Source organism: Shewanella sp. GutDb-MelDb (assembly GCF_002836075.1).
Taxonomy (GTDB): domain Bacteria; phylum Pseudomonadota; class Gammaproteobacteria; order Enterobacterales; family Shewanellaceae; genus Shewanella.
The window spans coordinates 1-22054 of sequence record NZ_PJBM01000109.1 but is presented as its reverse complement, the minus strand read 5'-3'; the positions used below and the strand labels follow the sequence as shown (position 1 = coordinate 22054).

The window sequence follows — 22054 nt, the reverse complement described above, 5'->3', positions numbered from 1 at the left end:
AAATATCGAAAGTGACTGAATTTTTTACCTTTTAATCATAAAGATAGACATAATTATTATAAAAATCTTAAATTTAAAATAATGTAGGACAAAAAATGAACGATAAATCATCAACGATCATCTATACCGAAACTGACGAAGCTCCAGCACTCGCCACTCTTTCTTTGTTACCTATTATTCAGAAGTTCACTCAAAGTGCAGGTGTTAACGTCGAGACTCGTGATATTTCACTGTCTGGCCGGATCATCTCTGTTTTCCCTGAAAACTTAACCGCTGAGCAAAAAATCAGTGATGCGCTTGCTGAACTTGGTGAGCTGGCTAAATCACCAGCAGCTAACATCATCAAGCTGCCAAATGTCAGCGCATCCGTGCCGCAGCTTAAAGCCTGTATTTTAGAACTGCAGAATAAAGGCTATGACATTCCTAGCTATCCTGATGAGCCCGCAAGCGATATTGAAAAAGATATCCAAGCGCGTTACGACAGAATTAAAGGCAGCGCGGTAAACCCTGTATTGCGCGAAGGAAACTCAGATCGCCGTGCACCCGGTTCGGTAAAGAAGTTTGCTCAAAAAAATCCACATTCAATGGGGAAATGGTCTACAGACTCTAAGTCTCACGTTGCTCATATGAGTGAAGGTGATTTTTATGGCAGTGAAAAATCGGTCACTGTTGCAACAGCGGGTAGTGTTTCAATTGTATTGAACAAAACCGATGGGTCTGAACAAGTATTGCGTAGTGCTATCGCATTGAAAGCCGATGAAGTGATTGATTCTGCTGTCATGAGCAAAGCAGCTTTAGTGAGTTTTTACGAGCGTGAATCAGAAAAAGCTAAACAGCAGGATGTTTTATTATCACTGCATTTAAAAGCGACCATGATGAAAGTATCGGATCCGATTCTTTTTGGTCATGCGGTTAAAGTTTACTACAAAGATGTATTTGCGAAGCACGGCAAGTTATTTGAAGAACTTGGCGTTGATGTTAACAATGGTGTGGGTGATGTTTACGCCAAAATTGCCACTTTACCTGCAGATCAAAGAGCGGCTATTGAGGCGGATATCGCAGCGGTATACGCATGCAGTGCTGAACTGGCGATGGTTGACTCTGACAAAGGCATTACTAACTTACACGTTCCAAGTGACGTCATTATTGATGCCTCTATGCCTGCCGCTATTCGTACTTCAGGTAAGATGTGGGGTCCAGATGGTCAGCTAAAAGACATGAAAGCAATGATCCCAGATCGTTGTTACGCTGGCGTTTATCAAGAAACCATTGATTTCTGCATCAAGCATGGCGCATTTAACCCTAGCACTATGGGAAGCGTGCCAAACGTTGGCCTTATGGCCCAAAAAGCAGAAGAGTACGGTAGCCACGACAAAACATTTGAAATTGCAGCGGCGGGTAGCGTTAATGTCGTTGACCAAAGTGGCGTAGTGCTAATGTCACACAAGGTTGAAGCCGGTGATATTTTCAGAATGTGCCAAGTTAAAGATGCGCCAATTCGTGATTGGGTAAAGCTTGCGGTTAATCGTTCACGCTTGTCAGCGACTCCTGCAATATTTTGGTTAGATGCTGATCGAGCGCATGATGCTGAAATCATTAAAAAGGTTGAGCTGTATCTAAAAGATCATGATACCAATGGTCTTGAACTGCACATCATGTCTCCGGTTGACGCGACACGCTATACGCTTGAACGTGTAAAAGCGGGTAAAGATACTATCTCAGTAACGGGTAACGTGCTGCGTGATTATCTCACTGATTTATTTCCTATTTTAGAACTGGGTACCAGTGCTAAAATGCTTTCAATCGTGCCACTTATGAACGGTGGCGGCTTGTTTGAAACGGGTGCGGGTGGCAGTGCGCCTAAGCATGTTCAACAAGTTGAGAAAGAAGGTCATCTTCGTTGGGATTCATTAGGTGAGTTTTTAGCGTTAGGTGCATCATTAGAGCATCTAAGCCAGACAACCAACAACGCAAAAGCACAAGTATTAGCTGATACGCTAGACTTGGCCATTGGTCAGTTCCTTGATACCAATAAGTCACCGTCACGTCGTGTAGGTGAGCTTGATAATCGGGGTAGCCATTTCTACCTAGCGATGTATTGGGCACAAGCGTTAACGGCGCAAACACAAGATAGCGAGCTACAAACACAGTTTGCGCAGTTTGCTGAAGACTTGGCGAGTAATGAAGAAAAGATTGTTACTGAGCTAAATAGTGTGCAAGGCCCAGCAGTAGATTTAGGCGGTTATTATCGTTTAGATGCTGTGAAAGCTGCTAACGCTATGCGCCCAAGTGCGACGCTAAACGCACTTGTTAACGGCTAAAATATTCAGGCCTGTATTGCACAGGCCTTTTTTAATAAGCAATAAAAAGCAGAGTAGATCACTACTCTGCTTTTTTTATTTCAAACACATCTAATTTAGTTAGCTGTTGATATTGCTGACGCGTGCATACCTTTTGGTCCTGCTTCCACTTCGAAACTGACGGGTTGGCCTGCTTTTAGAGTTCGATAGCCTTCCATTTCGATGGTAGAATAGTGCGCAAAAACGTCTTCACCGCCAGCATCAGGGCAAATAAACCCGAATCCTTTGGCGTTGTTGAACCATTTAACAGTTCCGCTTGCCATACTTCCACTTCCTTCTGTTGTTCACTTCCCAGTAAGATAGTCAAACATATCAGCGAGGAAAATCCTCGCGTACTGAACAGAATGAAAGCAGAAAAGTTGCTTGTCAAGATAAAATTAACAAGTAGGTAACATTTTTACAAACAAAGTAGCACATACTATTTGGTATGATACCAATTGCATTAAAAGTTTGACCATTCAGCGGGAATTCAAAGCCCTGTAGGCGAGATGGGGGATTGAAGCTAATAGTTATTCTATATCTAAAGCCCACAACGAAGCTTAAAGGGCTTTGAAACCCGCACTAAGTGAGCGCCTCAGATTTTCCACTTCTGCTTTGCAGTGCTTTAACAGGGAATAACCCTTTTTCACCAATGTGCCTTGAATTGAAAAGTCTGAGGCTCTCTGAATTGGTCAAATACTTAATGCAATTGGTATGATTTGTGGTATTAAATAGATTGAGTTCGATAATCAATTGGAACAAGCCAAGACTAGAGGCTAGTATTGAAACATGAGTAGAACAGAAAACGTAGAACACGTAGAAGAGAGTGTTGAATCAGAACTAAAACAACCTTCTATGTATAAAGTTATATTGAATAACGATGATTACACTCCAATGGACTTCGTTATTGAGATTTTACAGCTATTTTTTAGAAAGGATGAAGCACAAGCCACTGAAATAATGCTTGCCATTCATCATCAAGGAAAGGGGATTTGTGGTGTTTTCCCTTTTGGTATTGCAGAAACTAAGGTTGCTCAGGTAAATCAGTTTGCAAGACAAAACGAACATCCGTTACTGTGTTCTTTAGAGGAGGCCTAATTTGGTTGAATCTGTTTTTAATTTTTGGGGGTGCTTATGCTAAATAAAGATCTTGAAGTCACCTTAAACCTGGCTTTTCAGCAAGCCAGAGATGCACGTCATGAATATATGACGGTTGAGCATCTATTGTTGGCGTTAATCGATAATCCGGCCGCACAAGAGGCGTTAGTTGCTTGCGGAGCAAACCTCGATAAACTCCGAGGCGAAGTCTCGAGTTTTATTCAACAAACTACGCCTATCATTTCCGATCCTGAAGAAGAGAAAGAAACTCAGCCCACGCTCGGTTTTCAGCGCGTTTTACAACGAGCCGTTTTTCATGTCCAATCATCTGGGCGTAACGAAGTTACTGGCGCAAATGTGTTAGTGGCTATCTTTAGCGAACAAGAATCTCAAGCTGTTTATCTATTGCGCTCAGGCGATGTGACTCGTCTAGATGTGGTCAATTTCATTTCACACGGTTCGTCAAAAAATGATGTTGATACCGATGCCGAACCCAATCGCATTGAAGATCAAACTGAGACGGAAGAAGAGCGCAGCATCTTGTCGCAATTTACCTCTAACTTGAATGAGTTAGCTAAAAAAGGTGAAATCGACCCATTGATTGGTCGCAGCGAAGAGATTGAACGTTCAATTCAGACCTTGTGTCGCCGCCGTAAGAATAACCCCTTGTTAGTGGGGGAAGCCGGTGTCGGTAAAACGGCAATTGCAGAAGGGCTAGCGTACCGTATCGTCAAGGATGAAGTGCCTGAAGTCATGAGTAAGGCAACGGTTTACTCGCTTGATTTAGGAGCATTGCTTGCGGGGACTAAGTATCGTGGCGATTTTGAGAAACGCTTTAAAGGTTTGCTCAAAGAGCTTGCAAATGATAAACATGCGATTTTATTTATCGACGAAATCCATACGATTATCGGTGCAGGCTCCGCATCTGGCGGCGTGATGGATGCCTCCAACTTACTTAAACCGCTGCTTTCAAGTGGTAATTTAAGATGTATGGGCTCCACAACGTTCCAAGAGTACCAAAGTATTTTTGAGAAGGACCGTGCATTGGCACGTCGCTTCCAAAAAGTGGATATCAATGAGCCCTCTGTTGCTGAGACGACCAAAATCCTTCAAGGACTGAAGTCGAAATATGAAGAATATCATAATGTGCGCTACACGCAGGCGGCGTTGAGTGTTGCTGCAAAGCTGTCTGATAAGCACATTAACGATAGACATTTACCTGACAAAGCGATTGATGTGATCGATGAAGCGGGCGCTCGAATGGCGATGTTGCCTGCCAATAAGCGTAAAAAAACCATCGGTCAAAGTGAAATCGAAACCATCATCGCAAAAATGGCGCGTATACCTGAGAAGTCGGTATCGAGTTCTGATAAGGATATGCTCAAGAACCTTGAGCGTAACCTTAAGATGGTCGTATTTGGGCAAGACATCGCGATTGAGGGGCTTAGTGCCGCTATTCGTCTATCTCGTAGTGGACTCGGCGGTGAGAATAAACCTGTCGGTAGCTTCTTGTTTGCCGGTCCTACCGGCGTCGGTAAAACGGAGGTGACGAGTCAGCTGGCTAAATGCCTTGGCCTTAGTCTTGTTAGATTTGATATGTCTGAATATATGGAAAGCCATACGGTGTCACGCCTGATTGGTGCTCCTCCTGGGTATGTCGGTTATGACCAAGGTGGCTTATTAACCGATGCAGTGATTAAGAACCCACACTGTGTGGTATTGCTCGATGAAATAGAAAAAGCCCATCCCGACGTCTATAATCTGCTGCTGCAAGTGATGGATCACGGTACGTTGACAGATAATAACGGCCGTAAAGCCGATTTTAGACATGTCACTGTCGTGATGACCACCAATGCTGGTGTACAGGAAACGGTTCGTAAATCGATAGGTTTTAAGCAACAAGATCATACTCAAGATGCGTTATCGGAAATCAACAAGGTGTTCTCACCTGAATTCCGTAACCGTTTGGATTCCATTATCTGGTTTAACCACCTTGATATGACCGTTATTGCTAAGGTAGTTGATAAGTTCTTAGTCGAGTTACAAGCTCAGCTAGACGACAAGTCAGTGATGCTCCATGTCAGTGATGAAGCGAGAACCCTATTAGCGGCGAAAGGTTACGACAAGTCTATGGGAGCAAGGCCAATGGCGCGCGTAGTGACGGATTTAATCAAACGTCCACTTGCAGATGCGATTCTATTTGGTGACCTTGAAAAAGGCGGTGTTGCCCATGTTGATGTGAAAGGCGATGAGATTGTGATTAAAGTTGAGTCACAGCAAAAAGCCATGCATTAAATGCCGTTGAGTGGAGTCATCATTTGGCTCCATTCTTTGTTGATTGATAGCGATGCTTAGCATCGTTATCAAACATCACCGAATTGCAGATAATAAAAAGCCGGCATAAGCCGGCTTTTTTTTCGATACGTTATAGGCTAATAATAACTTAGCGTGAACGGAAGACGATGCGTCCTTTGCTCAAATCGTAAGGGGTCAGCTGAACCGTTACCTTGTCACCCGTAAGAATACGGATATAGTTTTTACGCATTTTTCCTGAAATGTGTGCCGTTACGACATGACCATTTTCAAGTTCTACACGAAACATTGTATTTGGCAAGGTTTCAAGGATTGTGCCTTGCATTTCAATGTTGTCTTCTTTCGCCATTAATCAGTTATCCTGTTAGCCTTCAAATATTAAAAACGGGCATATCATGCCGTAAATTCACGTCACTGTAAAGAAAAGGTTGAGTGAACCACAGCTGTAGAGCCGTTATTGCTTAAATGTTTATGTTTTTGATCTTAATCTCTGTAACCCAGCCAGAACGCGTGAGAATTTGGTGGGGACGGTAGTCTCGTTTGTAATTCATCTTTCTAGAATCATCAATTTGATAGCCTAAATATAAAAATTGTTTCTGCATCATTTTGGCTATCTTGGTTTGCAGCAATATTAACAGACTTCCTAAAGATCGTTTATGCTCATTTGGATCAAAATAGCTATAAATGGCAGATAAACTGTTCGGAAGCACATCTGTGACTGCTACACCAATCAGTTTGTCAGCGATAGATAGCTCTATAAACACTGGTTGAGTCCAATTTGCGGTGGCAAAACTATCGTACTGTTCTGGTGTGGCAGGGTACATTGGACCGTCTAAATGGCGTGTATTAACATATCGCTCATATAAGGCATATTGTTCATCTGTTTTATGATCGACAATTTTCCAGCTTAAATCTTGATTATTTTTTAGGGTGCGCTTTTGTCTTTTTGATAACTTGAATTCATCGATTTCAAGTCTAATGGGTAAACATGCGTTGCAGTGAGGGCATTGTGGTTTATAGATCATACTGCTGCTGCGACGAAAACCTAACGCCAGTAGCTGCTCAAATAATCCCGCATCAATGATATCCTCTTGCAATACTAAGAGTTGCTCTTGTTGCTCCTCTAGGTAGCTACAAGGAAAGATTTTGGTTTTTCCAACCGTGACAGGTCTAGATTTAGAGTTAGAGTTCAATCGGTACCTCTGCAGTTAACCAGCTGTTCGGGTTAACGTTGCCGTCTCTTAGGTGCTTAAGGAGCGCGAGAAAATCTTTTCGTGTTATTGCTTTTGCGCCCAAGCTGTCCAAGTGTGGGTTAACCACTTGTGCATCAATGAGTTTAAAGCCACACCGTATTAGGTGTTGCTGTAATAAGATCATAGCAGCTTTAGAGGCATTAGTACGAAGGTGGAACATCGATTCTCCGCAAAAAACTTGTCCAATAGCCAGCCCATAAAGGCCTCCAATGAGGCTGCCTTCTTCCCATACTTCAATTGAGTGAGCATGGCCTTGATGATGCAACTTAAGATAAGCCTGCTGAATATCATCTGAAATCCAGGTTTCATCTTGCTTAGCTCTTGGGGCTGCGCAAGCTTGAATGACAGCGGAAAACTGTTTGTTAATGCTATAGGTCCACTTTTGTTTTTTTAAATGTTTCAATAAGCTACGGCTTATTTTTAAATTTCCGGGAACAAAAACCGCACGCGGATCGGGAGACCACCACAAAATGGGATCATCTTGATTAAACCAAGGGAAAATCCCATTGTAGTAAGCATTTAGCAGCCTTTCAGGTTGCAGATCGCCACCAACCGCGAGTAGCCCATTAGGGTCGCTTAGCGCTTGCTCTGCTGGTGGAAAATCTTGTTGATCTTGATTTAAATAGGACAGTGAGTTCACAATTGAGTAAAATTAGGCAATGTACATACCTTTAAGTTAGCGGAAAAATGCATATGTTGAAACCTCATCTTATTGTTTTTACGGTTATCAGTTTATTATTTAGTATACCCCAACTAAGCGCTGCGCCTTATGATCGTAATCAGGCTGTTGCAGTTGAAAAAGTTGAATTTGGTCAAGTGGTTTCGGTAAGAAACATTACCGAGAAGCAATTGGTTGAAGATCGCAATACTGGCTGGAAGACATTTGGGGGGGCGTTAATTGGTGGTGTTGTAGGGCATCAATTTGGCGGTGGTTCAGGCCAAGATGTCGCGACAGTCTTGGGCGCGCTTCTAGGTGCTGGTATAGGTAATCGCTACGGTGATAGCTCATATTATCAAGAGCTTAAGTTAGTTGAAATGATGATCACCTTAGACACGGGTGAACAAGTGATGGTGATCCAAGACTTAGATCAAGGGATGATTTTTAACGTCAATGATGACGTTAGAGTGGTTTATCTTAAAGGCTACGTCAGAGTCGACCAGCAGATGTGATTGGCATTGTGGCATCGGATTTTACCCATAGGCGCAGCTTGATAAAGCGGCGCCTTTATTTTTAGTCGGAACAAAATTAGTGGCGCTTCGCCCATTCTTTTGTAAAGGGCAAAGTGCTTGCGTCCGCTCTTGATTTCATAAGAGTTAATCCCTCAGGGCTCCAGATGAAGTTGTTGATCTTCTGACTATTTTTTTAAAATCGTTATCGCCTCTATTTGCCATCTGCTTAGGCAAGATACCTAAATTCCTTGAAGTCCATATATGGATGCACGATAAAGACTATGGCCGAGCCCTCATGTTTCTGCTTTATCAAAGCGCTTTAAATCAGTATTTTATGGTGGCTTCTATAACGTCCTATTATTTGATGCACAGCCTCTAGCAGCGGTCACTCGAACCTGAGAGCCTAGAACATCGGTTCCCCTGCAATGCAAAACTAGGCTAGGTGCCGTTCTCGGAAGTATACGTTTTAACCACGTGCTATAGCGCACATACTGAGGATACCTTGGTAGTACCCTCGACTATGTTGGTAGTATTCTCTACGACGTCCATTAGGCATTTATAAGAGAGATAAGTAAATGAACGCGTTATTACTACAAGTAAAGACACTCACCAACGGTGATCCTTTGTTGACAGCTGTCATTGTCGGAGTATTGACATTAACGTTAAGTGGACTAGTGGGCTATATGTTAAAAGGCATCCCCTCGAAGATGTTAAGCTGGGTCAGTAGCCTGCTGTCGATACGGCTGACTATAGACGACAGCCAGCAGGCGCGTACAGAGGTATTCAATAAACTGTCCTTTCTGATAAGTAACACTACCGTTCCGCTGTTTTCACGCTCTATCTCTGAGGCTGTGTACTTTGACTATCGTGCGAGTTACGACGGTCTTATCAGTGTTAAATCTATTGGTTACGGCATGCACATGTTTAAATACGATGGTTGCTTCATGCTGGCAACTCGGTCCAAGGTCGATAGCACTATGCCGTACGATACTATTACTATAGCGGTACCATGGTGGTCGAGAGATAAACTATATAGTTTTTTAGAAGATGTTCGTGGAGACATATCTACTGAGCCAAAGGTTAATATTTTCGAGGACACAGAATGGTGTCGCTATGGCACATTGAAGTCATCAGGTTTTAGAGAATTAGTGCTAGATGGAGGGTTTAAGCAGGAGCTACTTCGTGAAGTAGGTAACTTTGCAAGTAGAGATAAATCGGTTGTAAGTAAGCTAACCTTACTGTTACATGGACGAACGGGTACCGGTAAGACGGGTATAGCTAGAGCCTTAGCCGTTGAGTATGGTCGCGATCTATACATACTTAATCTTTCTACTGTAAACGATGTCACTGTTCATAAGGCGATTAGAAAGATACCGCCTGGAGCCATGTTGTTAATAGAAGACTGTGACTGTGTAAAGGCTACGGTATCACGTGCTGCAGAAAGTAACGTAGATAATCCGCCGCTAACCTTAGGTGGCGTACTTAACGCGCTAGACGGAGTCATTCCTCTTGAAGACTGCCTTGTAATAATGACCACTAACCATCTTGAAAGTCTCGATCCTGCGTTGATACGTAAAGGTCGTGTAGATGTCAGTATTGAAGTACCGCTTATAAGTGCAAAACAAATCAATGAAGACTACCAGGAGCGTTTTGGCGCAGTTATCAATAGAACTGAACCTATGTTAGGTTGTGAAGTATATGAACTCCATCGTAGAGCCAGCTTAAGGTATGGTGTGTGTTGTAAGCCTCTAGGTCTATTAGGGTAAAATATGCCGCGTACATAAAAGAAAGGGGAGCAGAGCTTGATGGCTCCTCACGAATTTAAAAACTAGCTTGTACTGCTTAGTTAAGGATGGCGCTCATGACCTCTGCAAGACGAACCCTAATCGATGCTGAGACGACGCCTTTCTATCACATCATAAACCCTTGTATCAGAAGAGCTTATCTCCAAAAATAAATTAAATTCAGCTAAACGACGCCGTTGCTTTAATTGGAGTATGGGTGGGTTACTTATGGTGATAATACCTATGATTGTGATATGAGTATCCCAGCTGTATTTTCTGCTACAGATGCCTAATAACGAAGTTACATTATTATTTTTACCAAGTACTTACTGTCCAAAAACAAATGATTGCTCATTCTCTAGCCAAGTCGGGAATTTTTGCATAACCGTGATAAATTCATCACTTTGAAGGTGGTTAGCTAGCCATAGTTGTACATTTTTATAAGCGGATTGCTCGAACCAAGCTTTGTCGACATGAGCAAATTGCCTAATAAAAGGGTAGATGGCGTAGTCTGCAATACAGGGGATCGCCCGTAAAAGCTGAGGGTGTTTGCTCAACAGATTCTCCAGCTGGGCGATAAACACTTCACCTTGCTCACGATAATACTGCTCATTGTATTCGGGGTGACGGTCGGCATATTTGTATTTATCTAGCCAAGATTTAAAAACCTGATCATTATAATCAATCAGTGCTTTAGCCGCTTCTTGCTTGTCGCTCGTCGCTGTTAGAAGTAGATCGTGGGGATCATTTTGCGCCAGTGCCCAACACATGATCTCAAAGCTCTCTTCAATCACTTCGCCATTTTGTAAAATTAATACTGGAACTGTGCCTTTAGGAGACGCTAAAAGCATCGCCTCTGGTTTATGTTTTAATACAATTTCACGCAAGCTAACAGGGAATTTTGCGAGAACTAGACCGAGCCTAGCGCGCATAGCGTAAGGGCAGCGTCGAAATGAATATAATGTGGGTAAGGTCATAATAATATTATTTGAATAAAAACTAGGGGGCTATTTTTAACTGACTTAAGTGAAATAACAATCAATATTCGATTTTACGCGAATGGTTAGCGTAAAAAATAAGACAACTTATTAAGAAAAATTCGATTAACCTTACTTTTTGTACCTGTTTGTTCTGATGTGATTCAGGTAGACTCCGCGCTTAATTTTGCGTAGTGGCTCACATTTTGTCGCTGCAGTACTAAATGCACTGAAGATTAAGCTTCAGCGAGCAGTAATAAGAGGTTTGTATGTCAAAAGTTGTTGTCTGTGCTATGTATAAGTTTGTGTCACTTCCTGAGTTTGAAAACATCCAAAAACCATTACTCAGTGTGATGGAAGCGTCGGGTGTTAAAGGCACATTGTTACTGGCAAACGAAGGTATCAATGGCACGGTTGCTGGCTCTCAAGCTGCAATTGATGCACTGCTCGCATGGTTATCGTCACAACCCGGGCTAGACAACATCGTGCACAAACTGTCTTTTGATGACGATATGCCTTTCTATCGCACTAAAGTTAAGCTTAAAAAAGAGATCGTGACCATGGGCGTCGAAGGTATTGACCCTAACAAAGTGGTGGGCACTTATGTTAAGCCAAAAGATTGGAACGCCCTGATTTCAGATCCTGAAGTGCTTTTGGTCGACACTCGTAATGACTACGAAGTCCAAATTGGTACCTTTAAAAATGCACTCGATCCACAAACAACCACGTTTAGAGAGTTCCCTGAATACGTTAAGCAAAACCTTGATCCGGCTAAGCATAAGAAAGTGGCCATGTTTTGCACTGGCGGAATTCGCTGTGAAAAATCGACAGCATATTTAAAAGAGCAGGGCTTTGATGATGTTTACCATCTAGAAGGTGGTATTTTGAAATACCTTGAAGAAGTTAAGCAGGAAGAAAGCTTGTGGGAAGGTGAGTGCTTTGTGTTTGATAATCGCGTCGCCGTTAATCATGATCTTGAAAAAGGTCAGTATGACCAATGTAATGCTTGCCGTATGCCTATCACCGTAGAAGAGAAAGCGTCAGCTCAGTTTGAGCAAGGTGTTAGCTGCCCTCATTGCATCGACACTGTGACCGATAAGCAACGTGAACGTTTTTTAGAGCGCGAGCGTCAGGTGCAATTATCAAAACAGCGTGGTGAAGCACATATCGGTAGCGATGTGAGCCAGGTAATAGAGTCTCGTAGAGCTAAGAAAGAGCAGCTTAAAAAAGCTCAAAATGAAAAAAATCTATAACGAGCACTCCAGTTAAACGAAAGGCAGCCTAGGCTGCCTTTTTTAGTTTTTACTCGCCATTGTTATTCGAGGGTTCGGTTTTTCTTTTTGCTAGACCAGCTGACTTCTCATCAGTATTCATTACACCATTGAGCAGGTCCATCGGCAATGGGAATAAAATCGTCGAATTTTTCTCACTGGCTATTTCAGTTAAGGTTTGTAAATATCTCAATAAAATGGCATTCGGTTCAGTGGCAAGTGTGGTCGCGGCTTCGACGAGTTTGCTCGATGCTTCCATCTCACCCGAAGCATGGATGACCTTAGCACGACGCGTTCTTTCCGCTTCCGCTTGGCGAGCGATGGCTCTCACCATGGTCTCATTAAGATCAACATGTTTTATCTCGACGTTGGATACTTTTATCCCCCAATCATCAGTACGACCGTCAAGGATCACTTGTATATCGGCATTGAGCATCTCGCGATTGGCTAACATTTCATCCAGTTCATGCTGCCCTAATACCGAGCGTAAAGTGGTCTGTGCCAGTTGAGATGTTGCTTGTAAGAAGTCTTCGACATTGATAATGGCTTTTTGAGAATCAATCACCCGAAAGTACAGCACTGCATTGACCCTTACTGATACATTATCTCTGCTGATAACATCTTGGCTAGGCACATCCATAACAACGGTTCTTAGATCGACTCTTACCATCTGTTGAATAAATGGAATGACGATGATAAGTCCTGGTCCCTTTACGAGTTGGAAGCGCCCTAATAGAAAAATGACACCTCGTTCATATTCTCTCAAAATCCTGAATGTACTAATAAGCAGCGAGATAATGACAAAGATCATTACCGCACCGAATACTGCGCCGTTATTGATTGCGTACTCCATTAGAGGCCTCCTTAGCTTCAACGAGCGATACGAGTAGCGACAGGCCGTTAATTTCTATGACCGTTACGGCCTGACCTTTACTGAGTTTTATGGGACTGATTGCATTCCAACGTTCGCCATTCAAATTGACAAAACCTTGGCCTTCAAAATCATAAATTACCGTTGCGTTTGCGCCGATAATCGCTTCAGGACCCGTCACCACTGGGTTCTTTTTAGCCCGCCAAATAAAGCCTAGGGCGAATAAAAAAAACAATGTACTCAATACCGCCACACTGGCGATAAGAACACGTGATACTTGAAATTGGGGTTGTGCGGTATCAAAGAGAAATATCGATCCAACCACAAATGCGGTAATACCACCTAGGCCAAATATCCCAAAGCTGGGCAGCATTGATTCTGTTATCAGTAACACAATACCAAGAAGCAACAGTGCTAATCCCGCATAACTCAAGGGCAACATTTGGAATGCATAAAGAGCAATAATGAGTGAAATGGCACCGGTCACGCCCGCTAGCCCAACGCCAGGGCTATAAAACTCTAACAGCAAGCCGTAGACGCCGATGATCATTAAAATATAGGCAATATTGGGATTAGTGATTGTGGCTATAAACTGATTTTGCCAACTTGGCCGTTTATCCACTAATACTGCACCTTTTAGCTTTAGGGGGATTTTTGTTTCGCCAAAAGTAATAATGGTTCCATCAAGACGGCTAACGAGTTGTGTCGGAGACTCGGCAATCAAATCGATGACATTGAGTTCCAAAGCCTCACGCGCCGTTAACGTTGCAGCCTCTTTTACCGCAAGCTCTGCCCATTTTTCGTTTCGTCCTCTTAGTTGAGCTAACGAACGTATGTAGGCAATAGCATCATTAAGCACTTTTTTCTCCATTGCTGATGCAGTGATATTACTCGGTTTATCTGCTTCACTTTTATCCGCTGGAACGCTTTTTTCGGGACTAGGAGCACTTGGGCCTATTTGAACTGGCGTAGCCGCGCCTATCGTTGTTGCCTTTGCCATCGCTGCGACATGGCATGCATATAGAATGTAAGTGCCGGCGCTAGCGGCTCTGGCACCTTTAGGGTAAACCAAACATGCCACAGGAATATTGGAGGCCAAAATAGTTTGATTGATATCGCGAAGGCTAGAGACCAATCCGCCAGGGGTATCCAAAGTTATAATAATGAGTGGTGAGGTGTTTTGACTGTTTGCGACGTTAATTTCAGCGGTAAGATGTTCGCTTACTGCTGGCCCTATTGGACCTTTGATGCTAATTACGGGGATTTCTGAGGTAAGACTATTTTTTTCCGCACTTTGCACGCCCATGCAAAGCAATGAGATAAAGGTTACGAATAAGGCTAGCTTCCAGCCATACATAATAAGACCTTAGTTGTTTATCTAGTCGAGTCCCAGTGTCGGTATATGATTTAAGTTTAGTCGATTTTTACTCAATTGACTGAAATAGGCTCCCATTCGAATTTAAAAATGCTGATGGATATCTGCAAACGAAATGGAGTGAACTCGCTGCGCAGTTTTTCTTTACATTTCTCAAGTTATTGTCACAAGTGAATAGAAATCGTCGTTACTGATATTTTTTCAAAATAACGCTTTTTGCATCTTATTAACTGTGCTATTTTTCACGGCTTTTTTATGGGTAATAGGTAGGTATAGACGAATGTTTGTAGGATTTGATTACGGTAGTGCCAATTGTGCGATTGGTATTATGGATAACGGGCAGGTGGACTTGGTGCCTTTGTCTGGTGAATCGAAATATCTCACGTCTACTCTATACGCAATGGACAGAGAGTTGATTGCGGATGCCGTGTTAAGACAATTACCAGAGCCTCAGAAGGCCGAATACACCCGACTTAGATCTGCACAGCTAAGCCGAGCTGCGCATGCCCGCCGTGAACTGGATCTGTTACCTAACGAGCAAGCGGTGTTTGTCGGCGATGCAGCAGTAGAAGCCTATTTTGAGATGCCTGATGAAGGGTTTTATGTTCGCTCTCCAAAGTCATTTTTGGGTGCAACAGGCTTGAGAGATAATCAAATTGCGCTTTTTGAAGATATTGTCACATTAATGATGATGCACATTAAAGGCGCAGCAGAAAAAAGCATGGTCGCCACTGGCAACAAGATCACCCATGCGGTTATTGGCCGCCCAGTGAATTTTCAAGGCGTTGGCGGCGAGCAAAGCAACCAGCAAGCTGAGGCTATTTTATCGCTTGCAGCAAAACGTGCCGGATTTATTGATGTCGATTTTCTGTTTGAACCCCTGGCAGCGGGTATGGACTATGAAGCTTCTTTAGATGAAGATTTGACTGTGCTAGTAGTGGATGTTGGTGGTGGTACGACTGATTGCTCGATGGTGAAGATGGGGCCGAGTCATATCGATAAGCGTGACCGTAGCGTTGATTTCTTAGGCCATAGCGGCCAACGAATCGGCGGTAACGATCTTGATATCGCCTTGTCTATGGCTGCATTTATGCCACATCTTGGGTTGGGAAGTTTGATGGTCAATAAGCTACCTGTGCCAAGTAAACCTTTCTGGAATGCGGTCGCTGTTAACGATATTAGTGCGCAGCGTGATTTTGCTACAATAAAATCAAAAAAACTCATCGAAGATCTGGTGAGCGAAGCACGGCAACCTGAGTTGATAAACCGTTTACTCAAAGTGCAGAAAGAGCAGTTAGGCTATAAATTAGTACGCAGTGCAGAGCAAAGTAAGATAGCCTTATCTAGCGAGAACAGTATCGATACTCAACTCGAATATATAGATGCAGGCTTACATGCCAAAGTGACTGAAGCTGATTTTGAAAAAGCGATAACCATACCATTAAACAAAGTTGAATCATTAATGCGTGAGGCATTGAGCACATCAGGGGTTAAGCCCGATAGAATTTATGTCACCGGTGGTACCGCCCGAAGCCCAGCCATTTACCGACGTATTTCAGGCTTATTCCCGGACATTCCAATTGTTGTTGGTGATCACTTTGGTAGTGTTACTGCAGGATTAACACGTTGGGCGCAAAGAGTTTTTGCATAACGTTTTGTTCGTATCTCTCTGGCTCTACACAATGTTAAAGGATATAAAATGAGTAAGTTAGCACTAATAAAAGCCAGTATGCTTGGCGCTGTTGCCACGTTGACGTTAGCAGGCTGTGGCGATGACGTTGGTAAAGTCAGTCTTGGCTTATTTACCACTAAAGATATCATCATAGATGCACGCCCCGATCCTAAAATCGCGGGTGTTACCTGTCATATTAGCCGTATTGAAGCGAACCTCAGCTTGGCCGACCCCTCAGACATGAGTATCTCATGTCGTCAGACGGGTGTTATTTCGGCCGCAGATATAGCGAGTATCGATAAGAGTAAAAATGGTGAAGTGGTGTTTAAAGCGTCGTTAAGTATTCTGTTTAAGACGCTAAAAGTACGCCGTATTTATGATGCTGAGAATCAGACGTTACTTTATCTGTCTTACTCGACAAAAGAGACCAATGGCAGCCATAAACATGCATTGTCTACGGTGCCGTTATATGGCACTCAAGCGTGGGTTGAGCCTTCAACAATATCGACGCACTAATATTGCACTTTAATCTTGTAATGGATAAATGTTGGGATATTGGCAAGTGCTGTAGATGATAATTAAAGCCGCCATCAAGCAATTGTACTGGGCGGCTTTAATTTATGAGGTTAAATGCCGATTAATTGTCACTTATAATACTGACGACGGTGCCCGCAACAGAGTCGTACACAATCTTAATGTCTGCTGTTTTACGTCCCGCAACATCATTAAGCGTGCGTAATACATAGCTGCATTGGGTCTGTCCGGTTGAGTTGGTATCAGCTTGGTGGCGATAAGCTTGAAAATCACTGCCATTATCGACGCTTGATAAAGATACGCTGCCGGGTTCTTCAAGTAATGTTTCCCACAGATCAACACAGCCCTGTTCGCCCTGACCAATGTTGGTTGGTTGCCCCATAGGGTTGCCTTTATCAATCCCCAGTGGAAAACCCAACGTATTCATATCTAGCTTGCCACCCGCGTAGTTCGGCAAATCATTAAGTGAGCTATTGTTTCCCAATATTTGCCAACGGGTGTGGCTAAAGGTTATTGCCTGTTGGTAGGCTCCAGCGATAGCCTGAACTCGGCTAACTTCGGCATCTCGTCTAAAATCGATAAACTGTGACGCCGCAATAACGGCTAGAATACCGAGAACGATGATGACGACCACCAGTTCAATTAACGTAAATCCTTTGTTCTGACTATTTGCGGCCATGCAATTTTGACTTCCAATAAGGTGTTGCTATTCCACTAATAGTAATCGATTTGTTAAAAAACGGAAATAAAAAAACCGTCAACGAAGGCGTTGAATCTCGGTTATTTGAACTATGTACAAGACCCGCTTATATTTACCTTACGATAAAACACCTTTTGTAACGGTTTGCGGCTTTCAATTGCCAAATAAGTTGATTAGTTTTAATCACTAGATTGAGTATCACACTCAATGGGGGACACGGAATTATGTCGAATCATATTGAAGATCTACTGAGCGAATGGCAGTTAACACCCCACGATGGATGGGTGTTAGCAGTGGTGACTAAGGTTCAAGGTTCTGCCTATCGTAAAGCGGGCGCGATGATGCTATTTCACCCATTAGGGAAAAGTATTGGCTTAGTTAGCGGGGGTTGTTTAGAAGGGGATCTTAAAAGGCATGCCCAGCGGGCTATTCAATATGATACCGCAGTAAAGCTGGTATACGATGCGACCGACGAGTCAGACACCACCTATCAGTTGGGGTGCGGCGGCATCATTGAGCTTATGCTTTTTCCGTTAACATCTAAAAATCACTACTTACAACTGCATCGCCTTGCTGAAAATCTGCAAGCGGGGATCCCCTGTTTATACGAGTTGGTACTCCCTGATGAGGGGACGACCTCAGACCTATTTGTAGCGACGGTCGTCAACCCATCTGAGAGTCACTACCCCCCAAGTGATGTGCAAAAACCTGTTATTTTTACGCTGGATCAAACGGGTCATCACCCTATGCAGCAAGAGCATCGATTAGTGATCCCTTGTCGTCCACGTTTTCATATTGCTATATTCGGTGGCGGCTTAGACGCTCAGCCTTTGGCTAATATTGCAAATCAGCTAGGTTGGCAAGTCACTGTGATAGACGAACGCACCAGTTATGCCCGTCATCATGACTTTCCGTCATCAACAATCATCAAACAAACGCCAGCTAAATTAACCAATGACATAATGAATCGATTCGATGCGGCGGTTGTCATGCAGCACAACCTCACATTAGACGCTAACGCGATATTGCGTTTGAGTCAGACTCAAATCTGCTATGTCGCTTTATTAGGGCCGCCACATCGTAGAGAAAAGGTGCTGGCGATTGCGGGGGTGTCGGCAAATGATTTCAGTGGGGTATTTTCAGCCCCTGCGGGCCTTGCATTGGGAGGCGAATTACCTGAGTCCATTGCGCTAAGTATTTTAGCCCAATGCCACGGGGTATTGCATAAGGCTCATCAAGTCTCGCTAGATAAGGTGATGACGTGACAGAACTTTTGAACAAGGTAAGCAAAGGTGCTGCGGACAACAACGCCTTAATTAACGAGATAAATAGCACTCATAAATTGGTTATAGCGTTACTTGCCGCTGGCGCTAGTAGCCGTTTTGAAGGGATCAAGCTCGCAGAACCTATTGATGTTATTAATACAATAGGCCAAGTGAAGCGTCAGCCGCTATTACTTCATAGCCTTGATAAACTTCAATCTGTTGCTAAGCAGCTCGAATCAACCTCTCTGCATTGTGACGTTGTTGTGGTGCTTGGCGCGCATCATCAAGCGTTAATGGCCCTGATACCCGCTGGTGTGCGTGTCATTACCAATCCTCAATGGCAGCGAGGATTATCCAGTTCAATAAAAACCGCAGTCACAACGGCAAAACAGCTAAACGCTGATGCGTTGATGGTGACGCTCGCCGATCATATTGGCGTAGATAAGGACGCCTACACACTTATAGTTAAGCGTTGGTTATTAGAGAGAAAAACCTGTTGCGCTTGCTATCAACACAGTATTGGCGTGCCTGCTATTTTCAATGCGGATCTATTCAATCAACTGCAGCAACTTACGGGCGATAAAGGCGCTAAACCTTTACTGAAGCAGCTCGCATCCCAAGATGAATTGACCGTTGTTGAAGTGCCAGGGATCGCCGTCGATATCGACCAAAGAGAAGATGTTGTAGTTTGGCAGCAAGCGATAAAACAACAACTGAGCTAACACTAATAAATACACCGTCATAAACATCAAATAATTAAATTATAACGTCATCAATCTTTCGCGGTGATTGAGGCTATTAGAGCGACAGATGAGGAGCGAGTAATGAATGATGAGAAACTGACACTCAGTATAAATGGCAAGAGTTTTGCCCTCGATACCGATCCTAAAATGCCCATACTATGGGCCATTAGAGATATGCTCGGTATGACGGGAACCAAATACGGTTGTGGCGCAGGCTTATGCGGCGCCTGTACTGTTCATATTGATGGCAAACCGGCTCGCGCTTGTTTAACCAGTGTCGCCCAAGCGCAAGGGAAACAGGTGACAACGATTGAAGGTTTAGCCGCGGAAGAGCTTAAGCAAGCCTGGAGTGATCATAATGTGCCACAATGCGGCTATTGCCAGTCTGGACAGTTAATGTCTGCCGCTGCGTTGCTCGCTGAAAACACCGCTCCTACCGATGCTGAAATCGAATCTGCTATGTCAGGCAATATCTGCCGTTGCGGCACATACACCCGGATCAAATCTGCTATTCATAGTGTGTCAAAAAAAGGTGTTGCTAAAAAAGGAGCATCATCATGAGAACCTTTACTGCAGTACAAAATTTCAGTCGTCGCGACGTGCTTAAGCTCTTTGGTGCTACAGGAGGTGGTTTAGCGTTAGGCGCGAGCGGACTGAGCTGGAGCCCGATGGCCCTGGCACAAGATAAAGAAGCACGATTAAACCTGTTTATCGCGATAGGCGAAGACAACAAAGTCTATTTAACTTGTCATCGCTCAGAGATGGGGCAGGGGATCCGCACCGGGATCCCACAGATATTGGCAGATGAGTTGGAAGCTGATTGGCAACATGTTGTTGTGGTACAGGGCTTAGCAGACAAACGTTATGGCAGCCAAAATACCGATGGATCACGCAGTATTCGTAAACACTATGAAGCAATGCGGCAGATGGGTGCGATGGCGCGTACCATGCTTGAGCAAGCCGCGGCCGACATCTGGCAAGTGCCAGTAGCTGAGGTTAGTGCTAAAGATCATCAAGTTCATCACATAAATTCTGGCCGTAAACTGAGTTATGGCGAGTTGGCCATCGCAGCATCAAAACTGTCAATGCCTGCCGAGGATGCGGTAAAGCTAAAAGACAGCAAAGATTTTAAGCACATTGGTAAATCACATACCATTGTTGATATGCAAGACATGCTAGTCGGTAAAGCCAAATATGGTTACGACGTGCAGATGGAGGGGATGCTCTATGCCAGCATCACCCGACCACCTGTATTGGGCAGTAATGTTGCTACGCTTGATGATAGTGCGGCGCGTGAAGTCGCTGGAGTGGTTGATGTTATTCGCATGAAAGTGCCTACAGGTGCTCCTGCTTTTCAGGCGTTAGGGGGCGTTGCAGTAATAGCCACCAACAGTTGGAGTGCACAGCAAGGTAGAAAGGCACTTTTAATCACTTGGACTGAATCTGCAAATGACAGCCACGATACAACCGAGTACCTAAAGACCTTGTCAGAGCGTGTCAAACTGCCGGGCAAACTCGCGCGGCAGCAAGGCAAAGAAACCAAAGATTGGCCGGAAAAGTCGACGATCAACGCACTATACACGGTGCCTTATTTAGCGCATGCCCCTATGGAGCCGCCAGTGGCAACTGCTTCAGTCACCGAAACGGGCTGTGAAGTATGGGCATCGACCCAGACACCACAAAGCACGGCGCAGAATGTGGCGGCTAATCTTGGCCTCAAAGAGGAACAGGTTAAAGTTAATGTGACTCTGCTTGGCGGTGGATTCGGTCGTAAATCTAAACCTGATTTTAGTGTTGAAGCGGCGCTACTGTCACAAAAACTGCAACGACCCGTTAAAGTCAGCTGGAGCCGAGAAGATGAGATCCAAAATGGCTATCTTCATGCAATCAGTGCCCAGTTTTATCAAGCCAAACTCAATGACAATAAGATGCCCGAGGCGATGTTACAGCGCTCGGCTTTCCCATCGATTAGTTCAACCTTTGCTGAAGGTGTCGATTATCCTTCGGCGGGCGAGTTGGATCTCGGCTTTGTTGATGTGCCCTTAGCGGTTGAGAGTTACCGTTGTGAAGCGGTTAAAGCGGAGGCTCATACACGAATAGGTTGGATGCGTTCGGTGTGTAATATCCAGCATGCTTTTGGTATTGGCAGTTTTGTTGATGAGCTTGCCAGTAATGCCGAAGTTCCTTGCACAACCATGTGGAAGACGCTGTTAGGCAAGGCTAGAAAAGTTGATTTTGCTGATCAAGGTTTTAAATATGGTAATTATGGTGAAGAGCTATCGCGCCACCCTATTGATGTTGGCCGCTACCTCAATGTGATTGATATTGTTGAACAGGCAATCAATAAGCAGCCAGCCGTTAAAGCGGGTCAGGGCTGGGGCTTTGCGGTTCATCGAAGTTTTACCAGTTATGTTGCCGTGGCGATATTGGTTGAAGTAGACGATAAGCAAAACTTAACGGTGCTTAAGTCTATCGCTGCTATTGATGCTGGATTAATTGTTAACCCCGACCGCGTGACGTCGCAAACAGAAGGCGCGGTGATGTTTGGCCTTAGCTTAGCGATGATGGGCGAGATTAGCTTTAAAGAGGGTAAAGTTCAGCAATCGAACTTTCATGATTATCCATTGCTGCGCATTAGCCAATGCCCAGAGATAGAAGTCACTATTGTACGTTCGGATGCGCCGCCAGC

General features: G+C 43.9%; 20 protein-coding genes and 1 pseudogene. 13 read left to right on the top strand and 8 right to left on the bottom strand.

Annotation, left to right across the window (positions count from 1 at the left end; translation table 11 throughout):
* Nucleotides 1-95 precede the first annotated feature (95 nt).
* Nucleotides 96-2321: an NADP-dependent isocitrate dehydrogenase gene (locus CXF82_RS02000; RefSeq protein WP_102038528.1), complete on the top strand. Its 2226-nt coding sequence runs from the start codon at nucleotides 96-98 to the stop codon at nucleotides 2319-2321.
* Nucleotides 2322-2416: 95 nt separating this feature from the next.
* Here CXF82_RS02000 and cspD read toward each other — a convergent pair whose 3' ends face one another.
* On the bottom strand, nucleotides 2417-2623 hold the full coding sequence (gene cspD, locus CXF82_RS01995; protein WP_101089728.1) for a cold shock domain-containing protein CspD: 207 nt from the start codon (nucleotides 2621-2623) through the stop codon (nucleotides 2417-2419).
* Between the two features lie 505 nt (nucleotides 2624-3128).
* On the opposite strand from cspD, the gene clpS reads away from it, so the two are divergent.
* Nucleotides 3129-3437: an ATP-dependent Clp protease adapter ClpS gene (gene clpS, locus CXF82_RS01990; protein WP_101089729.1), complete on the top strand. Its 309-nt coding sequence runs from the start codon at nucleotides 3129-3131 to the stop codon at nucleotides 3435-3437.
* A gap of 36 nt (nucleotides 3438-3473) precedes the next feature.
* Nucleotides 3474-5732: an ATP-dependent Clp protease ATP-binding subunit ClpA gene (clpA, locus tag CXF82_RS01985; RefSeq protein WP_101089730.1), complete on the top strand. Its 2259-nt coding sequence runs from the start codon at nucleotides 3474-3476 to the stop codon at nucleotides 5730-5732.
* 148 nt (nucleotides 5733-5880) lie between these two features.
* On the opposite strand, the gene infA is transcribed toward clpA, so the two are convergent.
* The 3 genes from infA to aat form a co-directional block, all read right to left on the bottom strand.
* Nucleotides 5881-6099, bottom strand: a complete 219-nt coding sequence (gene infA, locus CXF82_RS01980) for a translation initiation factor IF-1 (RefSeq protein ID WP_005500725.1) — start codon at nucleotides 6097-6099, stop codon at nucleotides 5881-5883.
* 112 nt (nucleotides 6100-6211) lie between these two features.
* Nucleotides 6212-6943: an arginyltransferase gene (locus CXF82_RS01975; RefSeq protein WP_101089731.1), complete on the bottom strand. Its 732-nt coding sequence runs from the start codon at nucleotides 6941-6943 to the stop codon at nucleotides 6212-6214.
* Complete coding sequence (gene aat, locus CXF82_RS01970) at nucleotides 6933-7643, bottom strand: leucyl/phenylalanyl-tRNA--protein transferase (protein WP_101089732.1); 711 nt, start codon at nucleotides 7641-7643, stop codon at nucleotides 6933-6935. The genes CXF82_RS01975 and aat overlap by 11 nt, the downstream gene beginning before the upstream one ends.
* 53 nt (nucleotides 7644-7696) lie before the next feature.
* Here aat and CXF82_RS01965 point away from each other — a divergent pair, with 53 nt between their 5' ends.
* The 3 genes and pseudogenes from CXF82_RS01965 to CXF82_RS22520 all read left to right on the top strand — a co-directional run.
* A complete protein-coding gene (locus CXF82_RS01965) occupies nucleotides 7697-8173 on the top strand; it encodes an outer membrane lipoprotein (RefSeq protein WP_102038536.1) in 477 nt (158 codons plus the stop codon).
* 575 nt (nucleotides 8174-8748) lie between these two features.
* A complete protein-coding gene (locus CXF82_RS01960) occupies nucleotides 8749-9939 on the top strand; it encodes an AAA family ATPase (RefSeq protein ID WP_101089733.1) in 1191 nt (396 codons plus the stop codon).
* A 95-nt stretch (nucleotides 9940-10034) separates the two neighbouring features.
* Nucleotides 10035-10121, top strand: a pseudogene (locus tag CXF82_RS22520) (transposase); the annotation flags it as partial.
* 162 nt (nucleotides 10122-10283) lie between these two features.
* Here the strand turns inward: CXF82_RS22520 and CXF82_RS01945 are convergent.
* Nucleotides 10284-10934, bottom strand: a complete 651-nt coding sequence (locus tag CXF82_RS01945; protein WP_102043587.1) for a glutathione S-transferase — start codon at nucleotides 10932-10934, stop codon at nucleotides 10284-10286.
* A gap of 269 nt (nucleotides 10935-11203) precedes the next feature.
* On the opposite strand from CXF82_RS01945, the gene CXF82_RS01940 reads away from it, so the two are divergent.
* Entirely contained in the window at nucleotides 11204-12187 is a 984-nt protein-coding gene (locus CXF82_RS01940; RefSeq protein WP_102038524.1) for an oxygen-dependent tRNA uridine(34) hydroxylase TrhO, read from the top strand.
* Nucleotides 12188-12236: 49 nt separating this feature from the next.
* On the opposite strand, the gene CXF82_RS01935 is transcribed toward CXF82_RS01940, so the two are convergent.
* Nucleotides 12237-13016, bottom strand: coding sequence for a slipin family protein (locus tag CXF82_RS01935; RefSeq protein WP_374702324.1), 780 nt, complete (start codon nucleotides 13014-13016; stop codon nucleotides 12237-12239).
* 22 nt (nucleotides 13017-13038) lie between these two features.
* Nucleotides 13039-14433: an NfeD family protein gene (locus CXF82_RS01930; protein ID WP_102038523.1), complete on the bottom strand. Its 1395-nt coding sequence runs from the start codon at nucleotides 14431-14433 to the stop codon at nucleotides 13039-13041.
* A 298-nt stretch (nucleotides 14434-14731) separates the two neighbouring features.
* Between CXF82_RS01930 and yegD the strand changes: the two genes are divergently transcribed.
* Both yegD and CXF82_RS01920 read left to right on the top strand, forming a co-directional pair.
* Complete coding sequence (yegD, locus tag CXF82_RS01925; protein ID WP_102038522.1) at nucleotides 14732-16102, top strand: molecular chaperone; 1371 nt, start codon at nucleotides 14732-14734, stop codon at nucleotides 16100-16102.
* 48 nt (nucleotides 16103-16150) lie between these two features.
* On the top strand, nucleotides 16151-16639 hold the full coding sequence (locus CXF82_RS01920) for a CreA family protein (RefSeq protein WP_101089739.1): 489 nt from the start codon (nucleotides 16151-16153) through the stop codon (nucleotides 16637-16639).
* A gap of 121 nt (nucleotides 16640-16760) precedes the next feature.
* On the opposite strand, the gene CXF82_RS01915 is transcribed toward CXF82_RS01920, so the two are convergent.
* A complete protein-coding gene (locus tag CXF82_RS01915) occupies nucleotides 16761-17336 on the bottom strand; it encodes a type II secretion system protein (RefSeq protein WP_101089740.1) in 576 nt (191 codons plus the stop codon).
* 245 nt (nucleotides 17337-17581) lie between these two features.
* Here CXF82_RS01915 and CXF82_RS01910 point away from each other — a divergent pair, with 245 nt between their 5' ends.
* The 4 genes from CXF82_RS01910 to CXF82_RS01895 all read left to right on the top strand — a co-directional run.
* Nucleotides 17582-18622, top strand: coding sequence for an XdhC family protein (locus CXF82_RS01910; RefSeq protein ID WP_102043586.1), 1041 nt, complete (start codon nucleotides 17582-17584; stop codon nucleotides 18620-18622).
* Nucleotides 18619-19344: a nucleotidyltransferase family protein gene (locus CXF82_RS01905; RefSeq protein WP_102043585.1), complete on the top strand. Its 726-nt coding sequence runs from the start codon at nucleotides 18619-18621 to the stop codon at nucleotides 19342-19344. The genes CXF82_RS01910 and CXF82_RS01905 overlap by 4 nt, the downstream gene beginning before the upstream one ends.
* A 102-nt stretch (nucleotides 19345-19446) precedes the next feature.
* Entirely contained in the window at nucleotides 19447-19926 is a 480-nt protein-coding gene (locus CXF82_RS01900) for a (2Fe-2S)-binding protein (protein ID WP_101089743.1), read from the top strand.
* Nucleotides 19923-22054, top strand: a 2132-nt coding sequence (locus CXF82_RS01895) for a xanthine dehydrogenase family protein molybdopterin-binding subunit (protein WP_102043584.1), incomplete at its 3' end; no start/stop codon positions are given. The genes CXF82_RS01900 and CXF82_RS01895, both read left to right, overlap by 4 nt.